The organism is Pseudarthrobacter sp. NPDC059871, from assembly GCF_042731175.1.
Lineage (GTDB): Bacteria > Actinomycetota > Actinomycetes > Actinomycetales > Micrococcaceae > Arthrobacter.
The window spans coordinates 117,486-135,664 of record NZ_JBHWJV010000006.1 but is presented as its reverse complement, the minus strand read 5'-3'; the positions used below and the strand labels follow the sequence as shown (position 1 = coordinate 135,664).

Genomic DNA, 18,179 nt, shown 5'->3' with positions numbered 1-18,179 from the left:
CGCATGCTGACTTTTGTTGATTCGGTCCGGGAGGCCGTGGCCGGGATCCAGGACGGTTCCACCGTGATGATCGGCGGGTTCGGCAACGCCGGGCAGCCGTTCGAACTGATCGACGCGCTCCTCGAATGCGGGGCGACGGGCCTGACGGTGGTGAACAACAACGCCGGGCAGGGCGACCAGGGCCTCGCTTTGCTGATCAAGGAAGGCCGGGTGCGGAAGATGATCTGCTCGTTCCCGCGGCAGTCCGATTCCTGGCACTTCGACGCAAAGTACAAGGCCGGCGAGATCGAACTGGAGCTGGTGCCGCAGGGCAACCTGGCCGAACGGATCCGCGCCGCGGGCGCGGGGATCGGCGGGTTCTTCACCCCCACCGGGTACGGGACCGTGCTCGCCGAGGGCAAGGAAACCCGGATCATCGACGGCCGCGGGCAGGTCTTCGAAACACCCATCCACGCCGACGTGGCCCTGGTCAAGGCGTTGAAGGCGGACGGGAAGGGCAACCTGGTGTACCGCAAGACTGCCCGTAACTTCGGCCCGATCATGGCAGCGGCGGCGAAGCACACCATCGTCCAGGTCTCCGAGATTGTGCCCACGGGCGGGCTGGACCCGGAAAACGTGGTCACCCCCGGGATCTACGTCAACAGCATCGTGAAGGTGGCCGGCAGCGGCGCGGGCACCGCAACCGCAGAAGGGCAGGTGGCCTGAGATGAGCCTCACCGAAACGTCCATCCAGACCTCCGAGACCCCGCTGGGCCGGGACGACCTCGCCCGGCTCGTGGCGCGAGACATCGCGCCGGGATCCTTCGTGAACCTGGGCATAGGGCAGCCCACCCTGGTGTCGAACTACCTCACCGAGGAACAGAACATCACCCTCCACACGGAGAACGGGATGCTCGGCATGGGCCCCGCCGCCGAAGGGGACCAGATCGACGGTGACCTGATCAACGCCGGCAAGATCCCCGTCACCGAACTCCCCGGCGCGTCCTACTTCCACCACGCCGACTCGTTCGCGATCATGCGCGGCGGTCACTTGGACATCTGCGTCCTGGGCGCGTTCCAGGTCTCCGCCACCGGTGACCTCGCGAACTGGCACACCGGGGCACCCGGGGCGATTCCCGCCGTCGGCGGTGCCATGGACCTCGCCACCGGCGCCAAGGACGTCTTCGTCATGATGACCCTGCTGACCCGCGAAGGCGCGTCGAAGATCGTGGAGTCCTGCACCTACCCGCTCACCGGCGTCGGCTGCGTGACCCGCGTCTACACCGACAAAGCCGTGTTCCTCACCGGCCCCGACGGCGTCACCGTCCGCGAAACCTTCGGCACCACCCTCGAAGAACTCCAGGAACTCCTCCCCGTCCCCCTCAAAGCCGCGCCCGCGGGCGGGCGCCGGGACCCGGGCGCACCCTAGGATTGGTAACCATGACCGACGCCGTCCGCATGGACACCCAGCCACCGCAGGCCAGCGACCAGTACGTCCAGTCGCTGGCCCGCGGGCTGGCCGTGATCCGGGCCTTCGACGCCGACCGGCCCGTCATGACCCTGAGCGAGGTGGCGGGCCAGACCGGCCTGACCCGGGCCACGGCGCGGCGGTTCCTGCACACCCTGGTGGAGCTGGGATACGTCCGGACGGATGGGAAGACGTTTGCCCTCACGGCCAAGGTCCTCCAGCTCGGCTACGCCTATCTGTCCGGGCTGTCCCTGCCGCAGCTGGCCCAGCCGCACCTGGAAGAGCTGTCCCTGAAACTGGGGGAGTCGACGTCGGCCGCTGTCCTGGACGGCGTGGACATCGCCTACATCGCCCGGGTGACCACGCGCCGGATCATGACCGTCGGCATCACCGTGGGTACCCGCTTCCCTGCCTACGCCACCTCCATGGGACGGGTGCTGCTGGCCAACCTGCCGGCCCCGGCCCTCAAGGAATACCTGGCCGCAGCTGAGATCCGGCCGCTCACACCCCGGGCGCTCGGGACGGTCCCGGAGCTGCTGGCGGTACTGGAGACCGTCCGGGCGCAGGGGTGGTGCCTGCTGGACCAGGAACTGGAACCGGGGCTGATGTCCGTGGCGGCACCGGTGTTTGACGGAGCCAAGGTGGTGGCGGCGGTCAACGTGTCGCTGCAGGCCCAGTCGGTGGCAGCCCGGGAGGACCCGGAAGCCTACCTGGCATCGGTGGCGCAGGAGATCACGGCCACCGCCAAGCTCATCTCCGCGGACCTCACCGCCCGCGGCTGATTTCCCCCGGCCAAGCCACAGGCAGGCCCAGGCAGCGCACCCCGAAGGTAACTGTTTGCCCTCCAAGCCCGCCGCACTACTCCCGCAGCAGCAGCCCGCGCTCTAGACTCAACCCAACTGTGCGCAGCAGAGCGGCTGCCGCAAGACTGCCGGACGGCGGCAGGAAGGGAGCGTGCGGGTGAAACTGGGCATTCCGCGGGAGCGCCGGGACGGCGAACGGCGCGTGGCCGCGTCTCCCGACACGGTCAAGCAGTTGGCCGGCATGGGCCTGGATGTCCTGATCGAGGCGGGTGCGGGCGCAGCCGCAGGGCACCCGGACCGCGACTACACGGAGGCCGGCGCCGCCGTCGTTCCTGAACTGGACACCGGTGCCGTGGATATCCTGGCGCACGTCCGCCCGCTGGACCCGCGCACGGCCGCCGGGCTGAAGAGGGGAGCGGTCACCGTGGGGCTCGCGTCGCCGTCGTCCGAACTGCCCACCGTGCAGGCGCTCGCGGAGGCGGGGGCCACGTCCTTCGCCCTCGAGCTGGTGCCGCGCATCTCCCGCGCCCAGTCCATGGACGCGCTCAGCTCCCAGGCCCTGGTGGCCGGGTACCGCTGCGTGCTGGAAGCCGCCATCCGGCTGCCACGGTTCTTCCCCCTCTACATGACCGCCGCCGGCACGGTCCCGCCCGCACGCGTCCTGGTTCTCGGCGCAGGCGTGGCCGGACTGCAGGCGATCGGCACGGCCAAACGGCTTGGCGCCCGGGTGTCCGCCAACGACATCCGGCCCGCCTCCGCGGACGAGGTCGCGTCCATGGGCGGCACCTTTATCCGCCTGGACCTGGAAACCGCTGAGGCTGCCGGCGGCTACGCCCGCCAGCTCAGTTCCGACGCCGGCACCCGGCAGCGTCAGTTGCTCGCTCCGCACGTGGCGCAATCGGACGTCCTGATCACGACGGCGGCCGTGCCGGGCAGGCGCGCACCGCTCCTGGTGACCCGGGACATGGTGCAGGGCATGCGGCCCGGGTCGGTCGTCGTCGACCTCGCAGCAGAGTCCGGCGGAAACGTGGAAGGCGTGGTTCCCGGCGAGGACCTCGCCGTCCCCACCGCCGACGGTGCCGGCCACGTGATCCTGGTGGGACTGAAGGACCCGGCCTCCGCCATGGCGTCCGACGCCTCCCGCCTCTATGCCAAGAATGTGGCCAACCTCCTGGCGCTGATGGTCCGGAACGGGGAACTCGTCCTGGACTTCGATGACGAAGTGGTGGCGGGGGCCTGCTTTACCCACGCCGGCGAAGTGCGGCACCGGCCCACCGCAGAGCTGCTCGGTGAAACAGCCCGGGCCCGGCAGGAAGGGGTGCTCTGATGGACGGAATGAGCCTGCTGACCATCACGGTCCTGGCCGTCTTCGTGGGATTCGAGGTGGTGTCCAAGGTCTCCAGCACCCTGCACACCCCGCTGATGTCCGGCGCCAACGCCATCCACGGCATCATTTTGGTGGGTGCCATCATCGTTGCCGGCCAGGCCACGGACCCGTGGGTCCTTTCGGTGGCGCTGCTCGCCGTCGTCCTGGCCACGGCCAACCTGGTGGGTGGCTTCGTGGTGACGGACCGGATGCTGCACATGTTCCACGCGAAGAAGGAAATTCCGCGTACGGGCCGCGCGCAGCCGGGTGCCACGCAGTCCGGTGCCGCACCAAAGGCGGACGGCAAATGAGCATCCTCGACCCCGCCTGGACCGCCCTGCTGTACCTGGCCGCCTCGGTCTTCTTCATCCTCGCGCTGCGCGGGCTCAGCTCGCCCCGGACCGCCCGCCGCGGCAACCTGATCGGCGCCTTCGGTGCCCTGATCGCCGTCGTCACCGTGTTCCTCTCCGCCCGGCTCGAGAACATCCCCTGGATCCTGGGCGCCATTGCTGTGGGATCCGCGGTGGCGGCGCCGGTGGCGCGGCGCGTGAAGATGACGCAGATGCCCCAGCTGGTAGCGCTGTTCAACGGTGTGGGTGGTGGTGCAGCGGCGTTGGTGGCGCTCCTGGAACTGCCCCACGCGGACGGTCCCTGGGTGCGGCTGGCCATCGTGTTCACCCTCCTCGTGGGTGCGGTTTCCTTCGCCGGTTCCGGGGTGACGTTCGCCAAGCTGCAGGAACTGATGACCACGCGGCCGGTGCTGTTTCCCGGCCTGCCTGTGGTGATGGCCGCGGTACTGCTGGCATCCGTGGCGGCCGCCATCGCCGTCGTGATCACCGGATCCACGGCGTTCGCGGTGGTGCTGCTGGTCCTGGGCCTCGCGGCCGGCGTCCTGCTGGTGCTGCCGGTGGGCGGCGCGGACGTGCCCATTGTGATTTCGCTGCTGAACGCCTTCACCGGCCTGGCCGTTGCGGCGTCGGGCCTGGTGCTGGGCAACGTGCTGCTGGTGGTGGCCGGCACCCTGGTGGGGGCGTCCGGCACCATCCTGACCCGCGCCATGGCGGCGGCGATGGGCCGCAGCGTGGCGGGCATCCTGTTCGGCGCGTTCCGGGGAGGCTCGACGGCGGGATCCACCGCCGTGAGCGACCGCCCGGTACGCTCGTCCACACCTGAGGACGTGGCGGTGCTCCTGCGGTATGCGCAGCGGGTGATCATTGTTCCCGGGTACGGCCTGGCGGTGGCGCAGGGGCAGCACACTGCGGCGGAACTGGCGCAGGCGCTGGAGGCCCGGGGGATCGAGGTGGACTTTGCCATCCACCCCGTGGCCGGCCGGATGCCCGGGCACATGAACGTGCTCCTGGCCGAGGCCAACGTGCCCTACGAGTCGCTCAAGGAAATGGTGGAAATCAACCCCGAGTTCAAGACCGCGGATGTGGCGCTGGTGGTGGGCGCCAACGACGTGGTGAACCCCGCGGCCAAGACGTCCTCCGGCTCACCGATTTACGGCATGCCCATCCTGGAGGTCTCCGCCGCGCGCCAGGTGGTGTTCCTCAAGCGCTCCATGCGCCCCGGGTTCGCCGGGATCGAAAACGAACTGCTGTACGAGCCGCAGACCTCCCTGCTGTTCGGCGACGCCAAGGATTCGCTCGCCCAGGTGTTGGGGGCGGTCAAGGCCCTCTAGTGGGAATTGGCCGGAAGGCGGCGGCGGGCAGGCTACTCTTCTCTCAGAAGCTTGCTTTCCATTCCGCCACTGAAGGACGCCATGACTGCCAACAGCTCCACTTCTCCCAAGCGCGCCGCCATCATCGTCAACCCGTCCAAGCCGGTGGAGTTCGATGTGCGGGGCCTGGTGGCCAAGCACTGCGTGGAAAACGGCTGGGGCGAGGCCATCTGGCTGGAAACCACCAAGGAGGATCCCGGTGTGGGCCAGGCGAAAGAAGCCCTGGAGCAGGGAGCGGACATCGTCATCGCCGCCGGCGGCGACGGCACCGTCCGGTGCGTGGCCGAGGTCCTGGCGGGCGGCGACGTCCCCATGGGCCTCCTTCCGCTGGGCACCGGTAACCTGCTGGCCCGCAACCTCGGCATGGACGTCACGGATTACGACGGCGCCATGGCGGGGGCCCTGAGCGGCACCGAACGCAAGATCGACGTGGTCCGCGCCAAGCGCAACGATCCGGACAAGGAACAGATCTTCCTGGTGATGGCCGGCGTGGGCTATGACGCCACCATCATGGCGGACACCAACGAGGACCTGAAGGGCAAAGTGGGCTGGCTGGCCTACGTCGACGCCGGTATCCGCAACCTGCCCGGGAAACCGGTCAAGGCCACCGTGGTGATTGACGGCGAGACGGTGCTGCACCGCGGTGTCCGCAGCGTGATGGTGGGCAACTGCGGCAAGGTCCAGGGCGGCCTGGAGATCTTCCCCGATGCCAAGGTGGACGACGGGCTGCTGGACATTGCCGTGCTGGCCCCGCACCACGGCAAGCTGGGCTGGCTCTCCGTGCTGGCGGGCATCATCGGCAAGGGCCGCAACCGGGACACCGCCGTCGAGTACTTCCAGGGCAAGGCCGTGGAAATCACCCTCGAACATGCGGACAACTACCAGCTGGACGGCGACCACGAAGGCGAGGGCAAGCACGTCCTGATGACCATGGAGCCCGGCGCCCTCACCCTCCGGATGTAACCCCCAACTGAGTAGCGCCAAGTGCCGTTTTGAACCGTCAAAAGGGCACTTCGCGCTACCTAGTTGGGGGTGGCAGTGGCGGACTTGTGGGCCAGGATCTCCGCCAGTTCGGCCAGCCGGTGGGCGCGCGCTGATTCGGCCGGGGTGAAGGGCTCCCCCGGCCGGGCGAAGATTAGCGGCCCGTGCCATGCCGTGGGGACCTTGAGATGGGTCCCGTCGTCGGGCATCTTCACGGGAACGCCCGACGACGGCACGATCCGCGCGCCCAGCAGCTCTGCCACGGCGTGGGGCAGTTCGTCGGGGGCGCCGGCGATCCGGGCCGCCAGGCTGAGCGCCCTGGTCTGGCCGTCAGCCATGGCCAGCGCCGTGGTGGGCCACACGTGCGCCCGGCTGCCGCCGCCGTCGTGCAATGCCTCCAGCAGTTCCCGCTCACCCAGGCTGCCGGGGGCGGACAGCACAAACTCATCCAGCACGCCGCCCGGGACCGGGTGGACGTGGATGCCCAGGATGTTGATGCCGTTGCGGGCCAGGGTGCCCGTGATTTTCTCCAGCGAACCGGGCTCGTCCCGCAGGAGCGTGCGCGCCCGCCACAGGGCCGGCGCGGCTCCAAGCTTCCGCCGGTGGCGCAGCGCAGGAGCGTGCAGCCAGCCGCGCAGGATCCGGGCGGCGGACGGTTCGGCCACCCAGATCACCAGCACGGTGGCCGTCAGTGTGAGCACCAGCACCTTGGCCACGTACGGCAGGTGGGTTTCCACCACCAGGGCATGGACCACCAGCTCGATGGGCAGCATCACGGCCACGTTGGCCATGGTCAAACGGGCTTTGGGCGGCTCGGGCATCATTCCGCAGACTTCGCAGCTCAGTTCGGCGGCGGGCGTGGCCCGCGGTGCGTGCTTCATGACCCAAGCATCCGGGGGCGCTGTTTCTGCCGCATTGCCTGCCGATTCCATTCAAGGGAATTTAATGGGCGGGTCCGGCGGCCCCCGCCGTACGATTTACCAGGAACGTCAGTGCGGCCGGCCGCCCATCAGGACAACCGGTTACCGCAGGAAGGCGCTGCCCACGTGAAGTTGCTTGCTGAGATGTTCAGCATTGGTCCAGGCAACAAGGACCACCACCCCGCCCTCCGCTGCGCCACCGGCGTGTTCGTCCCGCTGATCACCCTGGTGCTCCTGGGCCGGCTGGACTTGGCCATTTTCGCGTCCTTCGGCGCTTTCACGGGAATCTACGGCCGCGGCGAACCGCACGCCGCCCGCTTCGCGCTGCAGCTGCGCGCCGGGCTCCTGATGCTCCTGGTGATGCTGCTGGCCGCCCTGTCCGCCCGGATCGAAACGGCGTGGGGCCTTGACCGCACCGCCACCACCTGGCTCCTGGTCCTCGCCACCACGCTGGTGGCGGGCGGCTGTTCCGTGGCCATTTCCTGGCTGCGGCTGCGCCCAGGCGGCTCCCTGTTCCACATCTTTGCCTTCGCCGCCATCGCCTCCATCCCCAACCAGCCGCCACTGTGGCAGGGCATGCTGGTTGCGGTCCTCACCACCGTGCTGTGCCTGCTGATCGGCTTTTCGTCGCGGATCCTGCCCAGCCACCGCACCCCGTGGTCGTGGCCGCCCCGCATCCGGCGCACGCCGGCGGAGAAGCGGACCGCCTGGCTTGAAGGCCTCGGCTACCTGGTGGCGGCGGGCCTGGCGGGATCGCTGGCCACCTGGGCCGGGCAGCAGCTGGGATTCGGGCACAACTACTGGGCCATGGTGGCCGCTGTTGTGCCTCTGGTGGGCCACACCACCCGGCACCGGATCCGGCGCGGCGTCCAGCGAATCGTCGGCACAGTCCTTGGCCTGCTGGTCCTGGCGGCGGTCCTGCTGCTCGGCCTGGAGCCGTGGCAGACCGTGCTGGTGATGGCCCTCTGCCAGTTCGGGGCGGAGATGTTCATCATCCGCCAGTACCTGCTGGCCCAGGTCTTCGTGACGCCCCTCGCCCTTATTTCAACCCTCCTGGTGGTCCCCGCCTCGCCGTCCGCACTGCTGCGGGACCGCATCATCGAAACCGTCATTGGTGCCGCCGTGGGCATTGCCGTGGTGCTGGCTCCCGCGGCGTGGCGCCGCCTCAGGCCGGGCCCAGGGCAGCGTACGACGCCGGCCTGACCGCCTTCCAACCCCGGCGGGCCTTCCGGGGCGCAGTCTTTCTGAGGGCCTGCCGCGGTACGCTGGACTTCCCATTGAACGGAAGGTGTGGCGGTGGCGAACTCACAGTCGGGCGACTCGGTGGTGGACCGGATAGTCCGGCTGATCTCCGCCTTTCCGCAGGACGTCGGCGCCCTGCAGCTTTCCGACCTGGCCGCACGGGCCGGGCTGCCGCTGACCACCACCCACCGGCTGGTGGGCCAGCTCGCCGGCCACGGGCTGCTCGAGACTGAACCCGGCGGCATGGTCCGGCCCGGCCTCCGGCTCTGGGAGCTGGTGAACCGTGCCTCGCCGGCTTTGGCGCTGCGGCAGGCAGCCATGCCGTTCATGGAGGACATCCAGCACGTCCTCAACCAGAACGTGAACCTGGCGGTGCTGGACGGGTGGGATGCGCTGTTCGTGGAGCGGCTCTCGCGACGCGGCTCAGTGGCCAACCGGGCGCAGGTGGCGGGCAGGATGCCCATCCACATCTCCTCCGCCGGGCTGGCACTGATGGCGCACCAGGACAAGGGGCTGCAGGCGGACTATCTCGCCCAGTTTTCCAATCCGGACGGGAGGCTCACCAGCGGTGATGTGCGCACGCTCTTGGCCGAGACGTCGCACCAGGGCTTCGCCCAGCTGAAGGGTGTGGTGGATCCGGACACGTGGGGCATTGCCGTGCCCGTCCTCAACCGCCGCCAGCGCGCAGTGGCCTCGCTCGGCGTCGTGGTTCCTCTCCAGGAGATGCGGCTGCAGGCGCTGGTGCCCGCGCTGCAGACGGCGGCCCGGGGCATCGCCCGCCGGCTTGCGGATTCCTGACCCATTCAACGGAATCTCTGTAACGCCGGTCACTGGAGGTGGCCCACACTGGGTGCCAAGCAATCCTCTGGCCTCCGGGCCCGCAACGAAGCGAGACGCAGCCATGGCACGGAAAACCATCACCACCCAGGTAGCCATCATGGGCGCCGGCCCCGCCGGACTCATGCTCTCCCACCTGCTGGCCAAAGCAGGCATCGAATCCACGGTGATCGAGGTCCGCAGCCATGACGAGATCGCCCGCACCGTCCGCGCCGGGATCCTGGAGCACGGCACTGTCAACCTCCTGGTGGACAGCGGGGTTTCGGACCGGGTCCTGACCCACGGCGACCGGCACGACGGCATTGAACTGCGTTTCAACGGCGAGAGCCACCGGATCGACTTCAAGGACCTCGTGGGCGAGTCCGTCTGGCTCTACCCGCAGACGGACGTATTCACCGACCTTGCCGCACGCAGGGCTGACGACGGCGGCGACGTCCGGTACAGCGTCACGGACACCTCCGTCCACGACCTGGAGGGCAAGCCGAAGGTCTGGTTCACCGAGGCCGACGGGACCGAATGCGAGATTCAGGCCGACTTCCTGGTGGGTGCCGACGGGTCCCGCAGCCACTGCCGGTTCCAGATTCCCGAGGCCAACCGCAAGTGGTACTTCCACGAGTACCCGTTCGCCTGGTTCGGCATCCTGGCCGAGGCGCCGCGCAGCGCGGACGAACTGATTTACGCCAACTCCGCCAACGGCTTCGCACTCATCAGCCAGCGGACCGAAACGGTCCAGCGGATGTACTTCCAGTGCGATCCCAAGGAAAACGTGGCCGAGTGGGACGATGACCGGATCTGGGCCGAGTTCCGCAGCCGAGTCAACGGCAATGGCTTCGAACTCAAGGAAGGCCCGGTCATCGAGAAGATGGTGCTGCCGTTCCGCAGCTTCGTCCACACTGCCATGCGCCACGGCAACCTGTTCCTCGCCGGCGACGCCGCGCACACGGTCCCGCCCACCGGCGCCAAGGGCCTCAACCTGGCCATCCACGACGTCAAGGTCCTCTTCGAGGGGCTGGACAGCCACTACAACTCCGGCTCGGACCGGCTCCTTGAGACGTACAGCGACCGCGCGCTGGAGCGGGTCTGGAAGGCCCAGCAGTTCTCCTACTGGATGACCACCATGCTCCACACCCCCACCGACGCAGACGATTTCTCCCGCGCCCGCCAGCTCGGCGAGCTCAACTCGGTGGTCTCTTCGCGCCACGGCATGGCCTACCTCGCCGAGGCATACACCGGCTGGCCGGGCCGCGGCTAACATCCTCCCCCCAAAAAACTCAGGAGGATTACGACGGCGGGAGGCCGGGTTTCGGGATGCCCGCTACGGGCCCAGGAGTCGGCGGATGGTGGCGGCGACGGCGGCCACGTCCGGCTGCTCGTCCCGCCTGACGGTGAGCAGGTGAAGCAGCAGGCCGTCGCCGTAGTCCGCCACATCCCGAGCCCGGGCTGCCGCATCCGCTACGCCCATGGCGGTGAGGGCCAGTTCCAGGTTGCCCACCAGCAGTTGGTGGCCAGCCGTCACGGCTTCTGGGCGGTCCAGTGAGAAGGCCATCCGTGCCCGGCTGATGCCCCCGTGCCGCCTGGCCAGCGTCACCACCGTGGCGGCCAGCTGGCGGGCGAGTTCCTCGACGTTCCGTGGCGGCCCTGCCGCCCCCTGCTCCCGCAGGAGTCCGGCGTCCAGTTCCAGCAGCCGCTCCAGTACTGCGTCCACGAGAGTGGCCCGGTTCCGGTAGTAGTTGGAGGTGGTTCCTTCGGTGAGTTCCGCTGCGGCATCCACCGCCCGGTGGGTCAGCCCCTTCATCCCCTTGTCCGCCACCACTGCCAGGGCGGCGTCGAGGAGTTGGGTCCGGCGGTCGGGCATGGCCCCAGTCTAGTAACAGGGGCGACGGCACCTTCCCGCGCTACTACAAAAGTAGTAGCTTTAAGCCATGGAAACAGTCTCGATAGTGGGCGGCGGCATTGCCGGGCTGGCTCTGGCCTCGTGCCTGGACCCGGACAAGTTCCAGGTGACTGTCTACGAGAAGCGGCCGGAGCTGCCCACTGTGGGCAACGCCCTGGGAATGTGGCCCAACGCCCAGCGTGCGCTGGCACGGCTCGGCATCCTTGACGAAGCGAAGGCGGTCAGCCCGGTGATCGGCAGCGGCTCCGTGCGGGACGCGCAGGGCAAGCCATGGATCACGGTCAATGCCGGAGACATGTTCGGCATCTCCCGGGTTGATCTCCTGCGGTTGCTGGATGCAGCAGTCCCCGCAACCGTCCGCCGGGTCACCGGAAATGTCCGGGAGATGCCAGCAGACGGCGGACTGGTGGTGGGCGCTGACGGAGTGCACAGCATGGTCCGCCGCGAGGCGTGGGGCGCCGCAACGGATGCCCGCCTGACGCCGTACCTGGCCCTCCGCGGGACCCTTCCCACTTCCGTCAGTCAGGATGAGGTGGGCGAATACTGGGGCCGCGGCGATCTCTTCGGCATGGCCGCCGCCCGTGGGGGGTCCTTCTGGTACGCCAGCTACCGGTCCGGGGCCGGCCCCTACGGCATGGACGCCGCGTCAGTACTGGACCAGGCCCGGGAGCGGTATGCCACCCATGCGCCGGCCATCCGCCGGACCCTCGCCGCAGCCACTCCCGGAGAGTGCCTCGTCCAGCGGCTTTGGACGGTTCCCCGGCTGGGCTCCTATGTGCGTGGCCGTGCCGTGCTCACCGGCGATGCCGCGCACGCCATGATGCCCACCCTCGGCCGCGGCGCGTGTGAATCCCTGGTGGATGCGGTGACCCTCGGCGACCTCCTCAACACCCTGCCCGAAACCCAGGCGCTCCGCGCCTACGACAGGCAGCGCCGGCTCCGGACCCGCGCCCTGAGCATGGCGTCGTCGGCGATGGGCCGCATCGCGCTCGCGGAAGGTGCGCAGCCCTTCCGGGACCGGCTGCTCGGCCTGGCCCGACGGCGCAACCCTCGCGCCGCCGTCGTCCGCGGTTCTGCCGGGTGAAGCGTCAGTCCCGGTCACCGCACGGGCGCGGCGGGGACCTTGCTGTCGGCGCCGGACACGGCTGGTCCGTCAGCCGGCGGTACATCTGCGGCACCGATGCTGCTTGCCGGCGGAACCTCCGGCAGGCGCTTCCGGCTGCGCCGTTTCCCGGACCGGCCATAGACGAGGTACATCGTGACGCCGGTGATGACCATCAGCAGCACGGTGTACACGAACGTGTTCGCCACCCCTTCAGTGCCCTCGGCACCGTCCGTGTTCGCCTTGATGACCAGGCCCAGCGGTTGGACCAGCGGGTGGGCCAGGAAGATGGCGGTGTCGTAATCGTCCAGGAGGCTGTTGAAGTTCAGGGCGGTGATGGCCGCTGCCGCCGGGAGCGCCAGCGGCAAGAGGATCCGGCGGAACACGTACAGGGTCTTGGCGCCCATGATGGCGGCCGCTTCCTCCAGCGACGAATTCACGGAGGCGAACGACGCCTTCAGCATCCGCAGCGTAAAAGGGATCTTCACCGTGACGAACGCGATCAGCAGAATCACCGTGGTCCCGGTCAGGACCGCCCCGCCCACCAGCGGATTCGGGTGGTCGTAGCTGATGATCAGGCCCAGCGCCAACAGGGCGGACGGCAGGATCCAGGGGATATGCAGCAGGTACTCAAAGACTGACGCCACCCAGTTCCGATACTTCTGCAGCAGCCGGGCCACGAACAGCAGGCCGCCCACCGCGATCACAGCCGCCAGCGCGCTGTAGACCACGCTGACGACGAACGGCCGCAATCCGGCCGGCTGCGTCAGCACCCGGACGTAGTTATCCAGGGTCAGGCTGCCCGGAGTCAGCTGTCCGGTCTGGATGGCGGCGCCGTCCGCGAAGGAGTACAGCACAATGAGCACCACCGGCAGCGTGTACACCGCGAACAGCAGGTACGCCACGGCGTGGACTGCCACGTTGGCCACCGGGTTGGTGATGTCCTGCTTCTGCAGTTCCGAGGACACCTTGGAAACCGAGAAGTACGTGCCGCCCTTCTCCAGCCGGGACATCACCGCCAGCATCACCATGGTGGCCAGGCCCAGGATGACGGCCAGCAAAGCAGCCAGATCGCGCGACGTGGGGCTGTTGGTGAACGTCAGGATCATGGGCGTGATGGTCTGGAACTCCCGTCCACCCAGGACCTGCGGTGCGCTCAGGGCGCCGAGCCCGGTCAGGAAGGACAGGATGGTGACGGCGAACAGCGTGGGTTTCAGCATGGGCAGGACGATCCGCCGCAGGATGGTCCACGTGGAGGCGCCGAGGTTCTTCGCCGCTTCGATGGTCTGGTAGTCCACCCCCTTCAGCGCGTTGGCCACGAACAGCATGTGGTTGGTGGTGGTGGCAAACGTCATGACCACCAGCACGGCGAAGAAGCCGGAGAACCAGGCGGGGTCCATGGAGGGGAACACCTGCAGCAGCAGTGAGGTGACGATTCCCTTGTCCCCGTAGATGAACTTGTACCCCGCCGCCAGCACGATGCCGCCGTAGATGAAGGTGGTGGCGTAGCCCAGGAACAGGATCCGCGAGCCCCGGATCCGGAAGTAGTACGTCACCAGCACAATGAAGATTCCCACGGCGTTGACCGTGATGGACAGCGCCACCGCCAGCAGGAAGCTGTTGCCCAGGGCCTTCATGGCGCGCTGCGAGGAGAACAGTTTTTCTGCCGCCCGCCCCGAAAAACTCCCGTCCGGGAAGAACGTGGCCATCAGGACGTTGATGTTGGGCCACACCAGGAACGCCGCGATGAACCAGGTGAGGACGACACCCACCACCAGGACGAACGGGGAGCGGACCATCGAACGGACCGGAGTTCCGCTCATGGCAGGGCGACCGCCTGGTCCTGCTCCTGCTGGTCCTGCTCCTGGAGGGCCGCGCCCGTTTCGGGGTGGTACTGCAGGATGTGGTCCGGCCGCACGTACACGGTGGTTTCCGTACCCGGTTGGGGGTGGGCACCGCCGTCCTCGCGTACCAGGAGCCGGATGTCCGCCCCGTGGCTGCGCACCACGTACCTGCTGTGCAGGCCGTGGTAGGTACGGGACAGAACCTTTGCGGGAAGTCCGACGGCGGAGCCGCCTCCCTCGGGCGCGTCCAGGGACGCCTTTTCCACCCGCAGGTAGGAGCTCGCCCGGGTGCTGAGCCGGGCCCCGGACGCAGCGTTGACCTGCGTCACGAATTCCGGTGTCAGGGTGGAGCTGTCACCAATGAAATTGCAGACGAATTCCGTGGCAGCGTGGTCATAGATCTCCTGCGGCGTGCCCACCTGCTCCACTACGCCCTTGTTGAAGACCGCCACCCTGTCGCTCATGGCCAGGGCCTCGTCCTGGTCGTGGGTGACGTAGACGGTGGTGATGCCGAACTCGCTTTGCAGGTCCTTGAGCTGCTGCCTCAGCTGGTGGCGGAGCTTGGCATCGAGATTGGACAACGGCTCGTCCAGCAGCAGGATCTTGGGCCGCAGGACGAGTGCCCGGGCGACGGCCACCCGCTGTTGCTGCCCGCCGGAGAGCTCGGCGACGTTCTTGGCCAGCTGCTCGTCGCTGAGTTCCACCCGGCGTGCGATGTCCCGGACCATCCTGTCGCTGTCGGCGCCCTTCTCCTTCCGGACGCGCAGTCCGAAGGCGATGTTCTCCCAAACGCTCATGCTGGGAAACAGGGCATAGTTCTGGAACACCATGCCCACCTGCCGCTTGTCGCTGGGAAGCCGGGTGACATCCTTTCCGTCCACTGTGACTGTGCCCCCGGCCGGCTGGATGAAGCCGGCCAGGGTTCGCAGCGCCGTCGTCTTTCCACATCCGGAGGGCCCCAGCAGCGTGAAGAACTCGCCGGGCCGGACGTGCAGGTCCAGGTGCGGGATGGCGGTGAAGTCGCCGAAGGAAACTTTGATGCTGTCCAAGCGGATCATGGCAAACCTGTCTGTGGAACTCGGGCGGAGACGGAAGGCTTGAGCAGGGCTAGGTCATGTACTCGAGTTCGATCTTCTCCACCCAGGCGCCCATGTTCTCCTGCACGAACTCCCAGTCAATGTCCTGCTGCTTAAGGTCCGCGAAGAAGTCCACCACCTCGGGGTTGGCCTGTGCCTGGGCCGACTTGTTCACGGGCATGGAGTTGAACTGCTTGGCGAACTGGCCCTGGACGTCGGCACTGCCGAACCAGTCGATGAACTTCTGGGCCTGGTCTTTCTTCTTGGTGCCCTTCACGAGTGCGATCTGCTCCACCGCAAGGGGGACGCCAACGGAAGGTATGACCGTCTCCACGTTCACCTTGAAGGACTTTTCCCGGTCGGCAATGATCGAGGACGGCATCTGCCCCATATCCACCTCACCCGAGGCGATGCGGGCGAAGAGATCGGTCTTGGCCACGGCGGGGCTGCCGTTCTGGAAGTACTGTTCCACCTGCTTCCAGCCCTCATCGGAGATGCCGAGATCGCCGGAATCGTCACGGTACCGGCTGAGGATGCCGGCGAAGACCAGTTGGGCGGTGGCCGTGCCCAGGCCGGTAACACGCTCGTACCGGGCCTTGAACTCATCCTTGGTCCACAGGTCCGTCCAGTCCTTCGGCGCGGCATCCTTGGAGAACTTGTCCGAGTTGTAGCCCAGCAGGATGGCCTGCTTCACCAGCGGCCAGTACGTCTCACCGTCAGCGAGCTGGGTGTCCACCTCTCCGGCCCAGGCAGGCTTATAGGGTTCCAGCGCGTCCGCGGCTTTGACCTGGGAGAAGTACATGTTGTTCAGCCCGAAAGCGACGTCCGCGATGGGGTTGTTCTTTTCCGCGATGAGCTTGTTGGTGGCGTCGGCGCCGCCGGCCCCCACAATCTCGATCTTGAATCCGGCTTCGCCCGCCTTTTGGGTCAGCCAGTCCCCGCGGCCTTCGCCGTTGGAGTTGGTGTACACCACCAGGGTGTCGCCGGATCCTCCGGCCGGGGCGGAAGAAGCCTCACCCGAGGCTCCCGGTGAGGCTTCTCCGCCACATCCGGCAAGCAGGGTGACGGCAACGGCGGCGGCAACCAAGGTCTGTAATTTACGCACGATCAGGACTCATTTCTGCACTGGAACCGGAGCATGTCCGCACAGCCTATAGCCGGGCATGCGGAATGCGGGGCTGCTATTGCTATCGATTCGATAAACAGCCCGGCTGACTAACTTGGTCCAGCGAAGAGAACGACCGGTGGTTTAGGAGTGAACGCCGGGTGAAGCGTCAGTCCTGCTGCAGTGTTTCCGTCAGGTGGTGGGTGGGGATCCTGTCCCGGTCATAAGTGATTTCGGTATATCCGTGCGGTTCCGGCTTGCCGGCGTGGTTGAGGTTGACGAACACGATTTCCTCGATGGTGAGGATGCTTTGCCGCGTGATCATGTTGCGCACTTCAGCCCGCATGGTCAGCGAGGTCCGGCCAAACTTCGTGGCGGTCAGGCCCATTTCAATCAGGTCACCCTGGACGGCGGAGCTGACGAAGTTGATTTCCGAAATGTACTTCGTGACGGCCCGGCCATTACCCAGTTGAAGGATGGCGTAGATGGCGGCTTCCTCGTCGATCCACTTCAGCAGGCTTCCGCCGAACAGGGTCCCGTTGGCATTGAGGTCTTCCGGCCGGACCCATTTGCGGGTGCGGAAAGTGATGTCTGCTGTTTCCATAGGCCGAGATTAGCCGAGGCCGGTGGGGCCGCACGCAGTGTGACGCCCCAGGTTCCAGGGCTACGCCATGGCCGTGTGTGCCGCGCTGTGCGAGTCGATGCTCTTTGCGTAGCAGGACGAGTGCTTGACGCCAATGTAGGGGCCGAAGTTGGGCACCGGCTCGAAACCGGAGTTCTGGTAGAAGTTCCGGCCGTCCGATTGGGCCGAGCCTGCCTCGGCCTTGATGCGGGTGATGCCTTGCTTGTAGGCCTCCGCCTCCAGGGCAGCGAGGACCGAACTGGCCACGCCGGAGCCGCGGGTGTACGGGACCACGTAGAGCCGCTTGATTTCGGCGGTACTGGCATCCAGCAGCCGCAGCCCGCCGCAGCCCACGGGCTGGCCGGACCCCTTGTCGTACGCCACGAGGAAGACGGCGCAGTCAGCTTCCGACGGCGGAGGGCCGGGTTCGTGGTCTGCCGTACCGAAGCGGGCGTCGAGTTCGGCCTGCTGCGCGCGCCGGAGGTCTGCTCCCACAGGGTGGGACCAGGCAACTTGCCTGATGTTCAGCCGCGGATTGGTCTGCATGTAGGCCTCGATTCGCCGAAGGGTTATGCAGATCAAGGCTAGGAGTGGCGGGTTACGCGGGTGTTTCCTGCCGGTAAGGGTCCGGATAACGTCTTATGCCCTGAGCGGAGGCAGCGCTCGCAACTAGCTTGGCTGTCTAGTTAGCAGTTGGCCTAAGATATAGGCATGGCTTCTACAGGCAACGAGGGCTCCGGCTACTGGTATGGACCCGACGGGCAGCTGGACTACGGAGCGGCAGTCCTCAAGTCGCTGCGGGACTACCGGGCGGCGGAGACCATTATCCGCAGGTCAACCCGCGACTCCATGGGGATGGGCGAAACAGACATCCTCGCCCTGCGGTACCTCCTGCGCGCCCAGGCCTCCGGCAAGACGGTGGTGCCTAAGGACCTCAGCCTTTTCCTGGGTATCACCAGCGCCTCCACGACGTCACTGATCGACAGGCTGGTGTCCAGCGGGCATGTCCGTCGGGAGGCGCACCCTTCGGACCGGCGCTCGGTGGTTGTCGTTCCCACTGTGGAGTCGGATACGGAGGTCCGGGAAACCCTTGGCGCCATGCACCGGCGGATGATGACCGTCGCGGAGTCACTCAGTGCCGAGGAGGCGAGGATCGTCGTCGCGTTCCTGCAGCGGATGGCCGAGGCCATTGCAGTCCTGGACGAGGAACACACCTAAAA

At 67.5% G+C, this 18,179-nt stretch carries 19 protein-coding genes; 12 read left to right on the top strand and 7 right to left on the bottom strand.

Annotation, left to right across the window (positions count from 1 at the left end):
* Positions 1 to 3 precede the first annotated feature (3 nt).
* From ACFV4R_RS10050 to ACFV4R_RS10020, 7 genes are all read left to right on the top strand, one after another.
* Positions 4 to 705 (top strand): 3-oxoacid CoA-transferase subunit A, encoded by a 702-nt coding sequence (locus tag ACFV4R_RS10050; protein ID WP_377202395.1) that lies wholly within the window; start codon positions 4 to 6, stop codon positions 703 to 705.
* Position 706: 1 nt separating this feature from the next.
* Positions 707 to 1,408 carry a 3-oxoacid CoA-transferase subunit B gene (locus ACFV4R_RS10045; protein WP_377202394.1) on the top strand — a complete coding sequence of 234 codons (702 nt, stop codon included), beginning with the start codon at positions 707 to 709 and terminating at the stop codon, positions 1,406 to 1,408.
* An 11-nt stretch (positions 1,409 to 1,419) separates the two neighbouring features.
* Positions 1,420 to 2,229, top strand: coding sequence for an IclR family transcriptional regulator C-terminal domain-containing protein (locus ACFV4R_RS10040; protein WP_377202393.1), 810 nt, complete (start codon positions 1,420 to 1,422; stop codon positions 2,227 to 2,229).
* 178 nt (positions 2,230 to 2,407) lie between these two features.
* Positions 2,408 to 3,577 (top strand): Re/Si-specific NAD(P)(+) transhydrogenase subunit alpha, encoded by a 1,170-nt coding sequence (locus tag ACFV4R_RS10035; protein ID WP_377202495.1) that lies wholly within the window; start codon positions 2,408 to 2,410, stop codon positions 3,575 to 3,577.
* Entirely contained in the window at positions 3,577 to 3,927 is a 351-nt protein-coding gene (locus ACFV4R_RS10030; protein ID WP_377202392.1) for an NAD(P) transhydrogenase subunit alpha, read from the top strand. The genes ACFV4R_RS10035 and ACFV4R_RS10030 overlap by 1 nt, the downstream gene beginning before the upstream one ends.
* Positions 3,924 to 5,297, top strand: coding sequence for an NAD(P)(+) transhydrogenase (Re/Si-specific) subunit beta (locus tag ACFV4R_RS10025; protein WP_377202391.1), 1,374 nt, complete (start codon positions 3,924 to 3,926; stop codon positions 5,295 to 5,297). Before ACFV4R_RS10030 ends, ACFV4R_RS10025 begins: the two co-directional genes overlap by 4 nt.
* An 81-nt stretch (positions 5,298 to 5,378) precedes the next feature.
* Positions 5,379 to 6,299 carry a diacylglycerol/lipid kinase family protein gene (locus ACFV4R_RS10020; RefSeq protein WP_377202390.1) on the top strand — a complete coding sequence of 307 codons (921 nt, stop codon included), beginning with the start codon at positions 5,379 to 5,381 and terminating at the stop codon, positions 6,297 to 6,299.
* Positions 6,300 to 6,358: 59 nt separating this feature from the next.
* On the opposite strand, the gene ACFV4R_RS10015 is transcribed toward ACFV4R_RS10020, so the two are convergent.
* The gene (locus ACFV4R_RS10015) at positions 6,359 to 7,198 is read right to left on the bottom strand and encodes an ACT domain-containing protein (RefSeq protein WP_377202389.1); all 840 of its coding nucleotides are present in this window, start codon (positions 7,196 to 7,198) and stop codon (positions 6,359 to 6,361) included.
* A gap of 165 nt (positions 7,199 to 7,363) precedes the next feature.
* Between ACFV4R_RS10015 and ACFV4R_RS10010 the strand changes: the two genes are divergently transcribed.
* From ACFV4R_RS10010 to ACFV4R_RS10000, 3 genes are all read left to right on the top strand, one after another.
* Positions 7,364 to 8,440 (top strand): FUSC family protein, encoded by a 1,077-nt coding sequence (locus ACFV4R_RS10010; protein ID WP_377202388.1) that lies wholly within the window; start codon positions 7,364 to 7,366, stop codon positions 8,438 to 8,440.
* A 93-nt stretch (positions 8,441 to 8,533) separates the two neighbouring features.
* Positions 8,534 to 9,277 carry an IclR family transcriptional regulator gene (locus ACFV4R_RS10005; protein WP_377202387.1) on the top strand — a complete coding sequence of 248 codons (744 nt, stop codon included), beginning with the start codon at positions 8,534 to 8,536 and terminating at the stop codon, positions 9,275 to 9,277.
* Between the two features lie 103 nt (positions 9,278 to 9,380).
* Positions 9,381 to 10,568, top strand: coding sequence for a 4-hydroxybenzoate 3-monooxygenase (locus ACFV4R_RS10000; RefSeq protein WP_377202386.1), 1,188 nt, complete (start codon positions 9,381 to 9,383; stop codon positions 10,566 to 10,568).
* Positions 10,569 to 10,631: 63 nt separating this feature from the next.
* Here the strand turns inward: ACFV4R_RS10000 and ACFV4R_RS09995 are convergent, their stop codons facing one another.
* Positions 10,632 to 11,171, bottom strand: a complete 540-nt coding sequence (locus tag ACFV4R_RS09995) for a TetR/AcrR family transcriptional regulator (RefSeq protein ID WP_377202385.1) — start codon at positions 11,169 to 11,171, stop codon at positions 10,632 to 10,634.
* A gap of 67 nt (positions 11,172 to 11,238) precedes the next feature.
* Between ACFV4R_RS09995 and ACFV4R_RS09990 the strand changes: the two genes are divergently transcribed.
* Complete coding sequence (locus tag ACFV4R_RS09990) at positions 11,239 to 12,294, top strand: FAD-dependent monooxygenase (protein WP_377202384.1); 1,056 nt, start codon at positions 11,239 to 11,241, stop codon at positions 12,292 to 12,294.
* A 14-nt stretch (positions 12,295 to 12,308) separates the two neighbouring features.
* On the opposite strand, the gene ACFV4R_RS09985 is transcribed toward ACFV4R_RS09990, so the two are convergent.
* The 5 genes from ACFV4R_RS09985 to ACFV4R_RS09965 form a co-directional block, all read right to left on the bottom strand.
* Entirely contained in the window at positions 12,309 to 14,135 is a 1,827-nt protein-coding gene (locus ACFV4R_RS09985; RefSeq protein WP_377202383.1) for an ABC transporter permease, read from the bottom strand.
* Positions 14,132 to 15,214 (bottom strand): ABC transporter ATP-binding protein, encoded by a 1,083-nt coding sequence (locus ACFV4R_RS09980; RefSeq protein WP_377202382.1) that lies wholly within the window; start codon positions 15,212 to 15,214, stop codon positions 14,132 to 14,134. Before ACFV4R_RS09980 ends, ACFV4R_RS09985 begins: the two co-directional genes overlap by 4 nt.
* A 49-nt stretch (positions 15,215 to 15,263) precedes the next feature.
* A complete protein-coding gene (locus ACFV4R_RS09975) occupies positions 15,264 to 16,337 on the bottom strand; it encodes an extracellular solute-binding protein (RefSeq protein ID WP_314212824.1) in 1,074 nt (357 codons plus the stop codon).
* A gap of 169 nt (positions 16,338 to 16,506) precedes the next feature.
* On the bottom strand, positions 16,507 to 16,941 hold the full coding sequence (locus ACFV4R_RS09970) for an acyl-CoA thioesterase (protein ID WP_377202381.1): 435 nt from the start codon (positions 16,939 to 16,941) through the stop codon (positions 16,507 to 16,509).
* 60 nt (positions 16,942 to 17,001) lie between these two features.
* Positions 17,002 to 17,505 carry a GNAT family N-acetyltransferase gene (locus ACFV4R_RS09965; RefSeq protein WP_045732661.1) on the bottom strand — a complete coding sequence of 168 codons (504 nt, stop codon included), beginning with the start codon at positions 17,503 to 17,505 and terminating at the stop codon, positions 17,002 to 17,004.
* A gap of 165 nt (positions 17,506 to 17,670) precedes the next feature.
* Between ACFV4R_RS09965 and ACFV4R_RS09960 the strand changes: the two genes are divergently transcribed.
* A complete protein-coding gene (locus ACFV4R_RS09960) occupies positions 17,671 to 18,177 on the top strand; it encodes a MarR family winged helix-turn-helix transcriptional regulator (RefSeq protein ID WP_377202380.1) in 507 nt (168 codons plus the stop codon).
* The last annotated feature ends 2 nt before the right edge of the window (positions 18,178 to 18,179 follow it).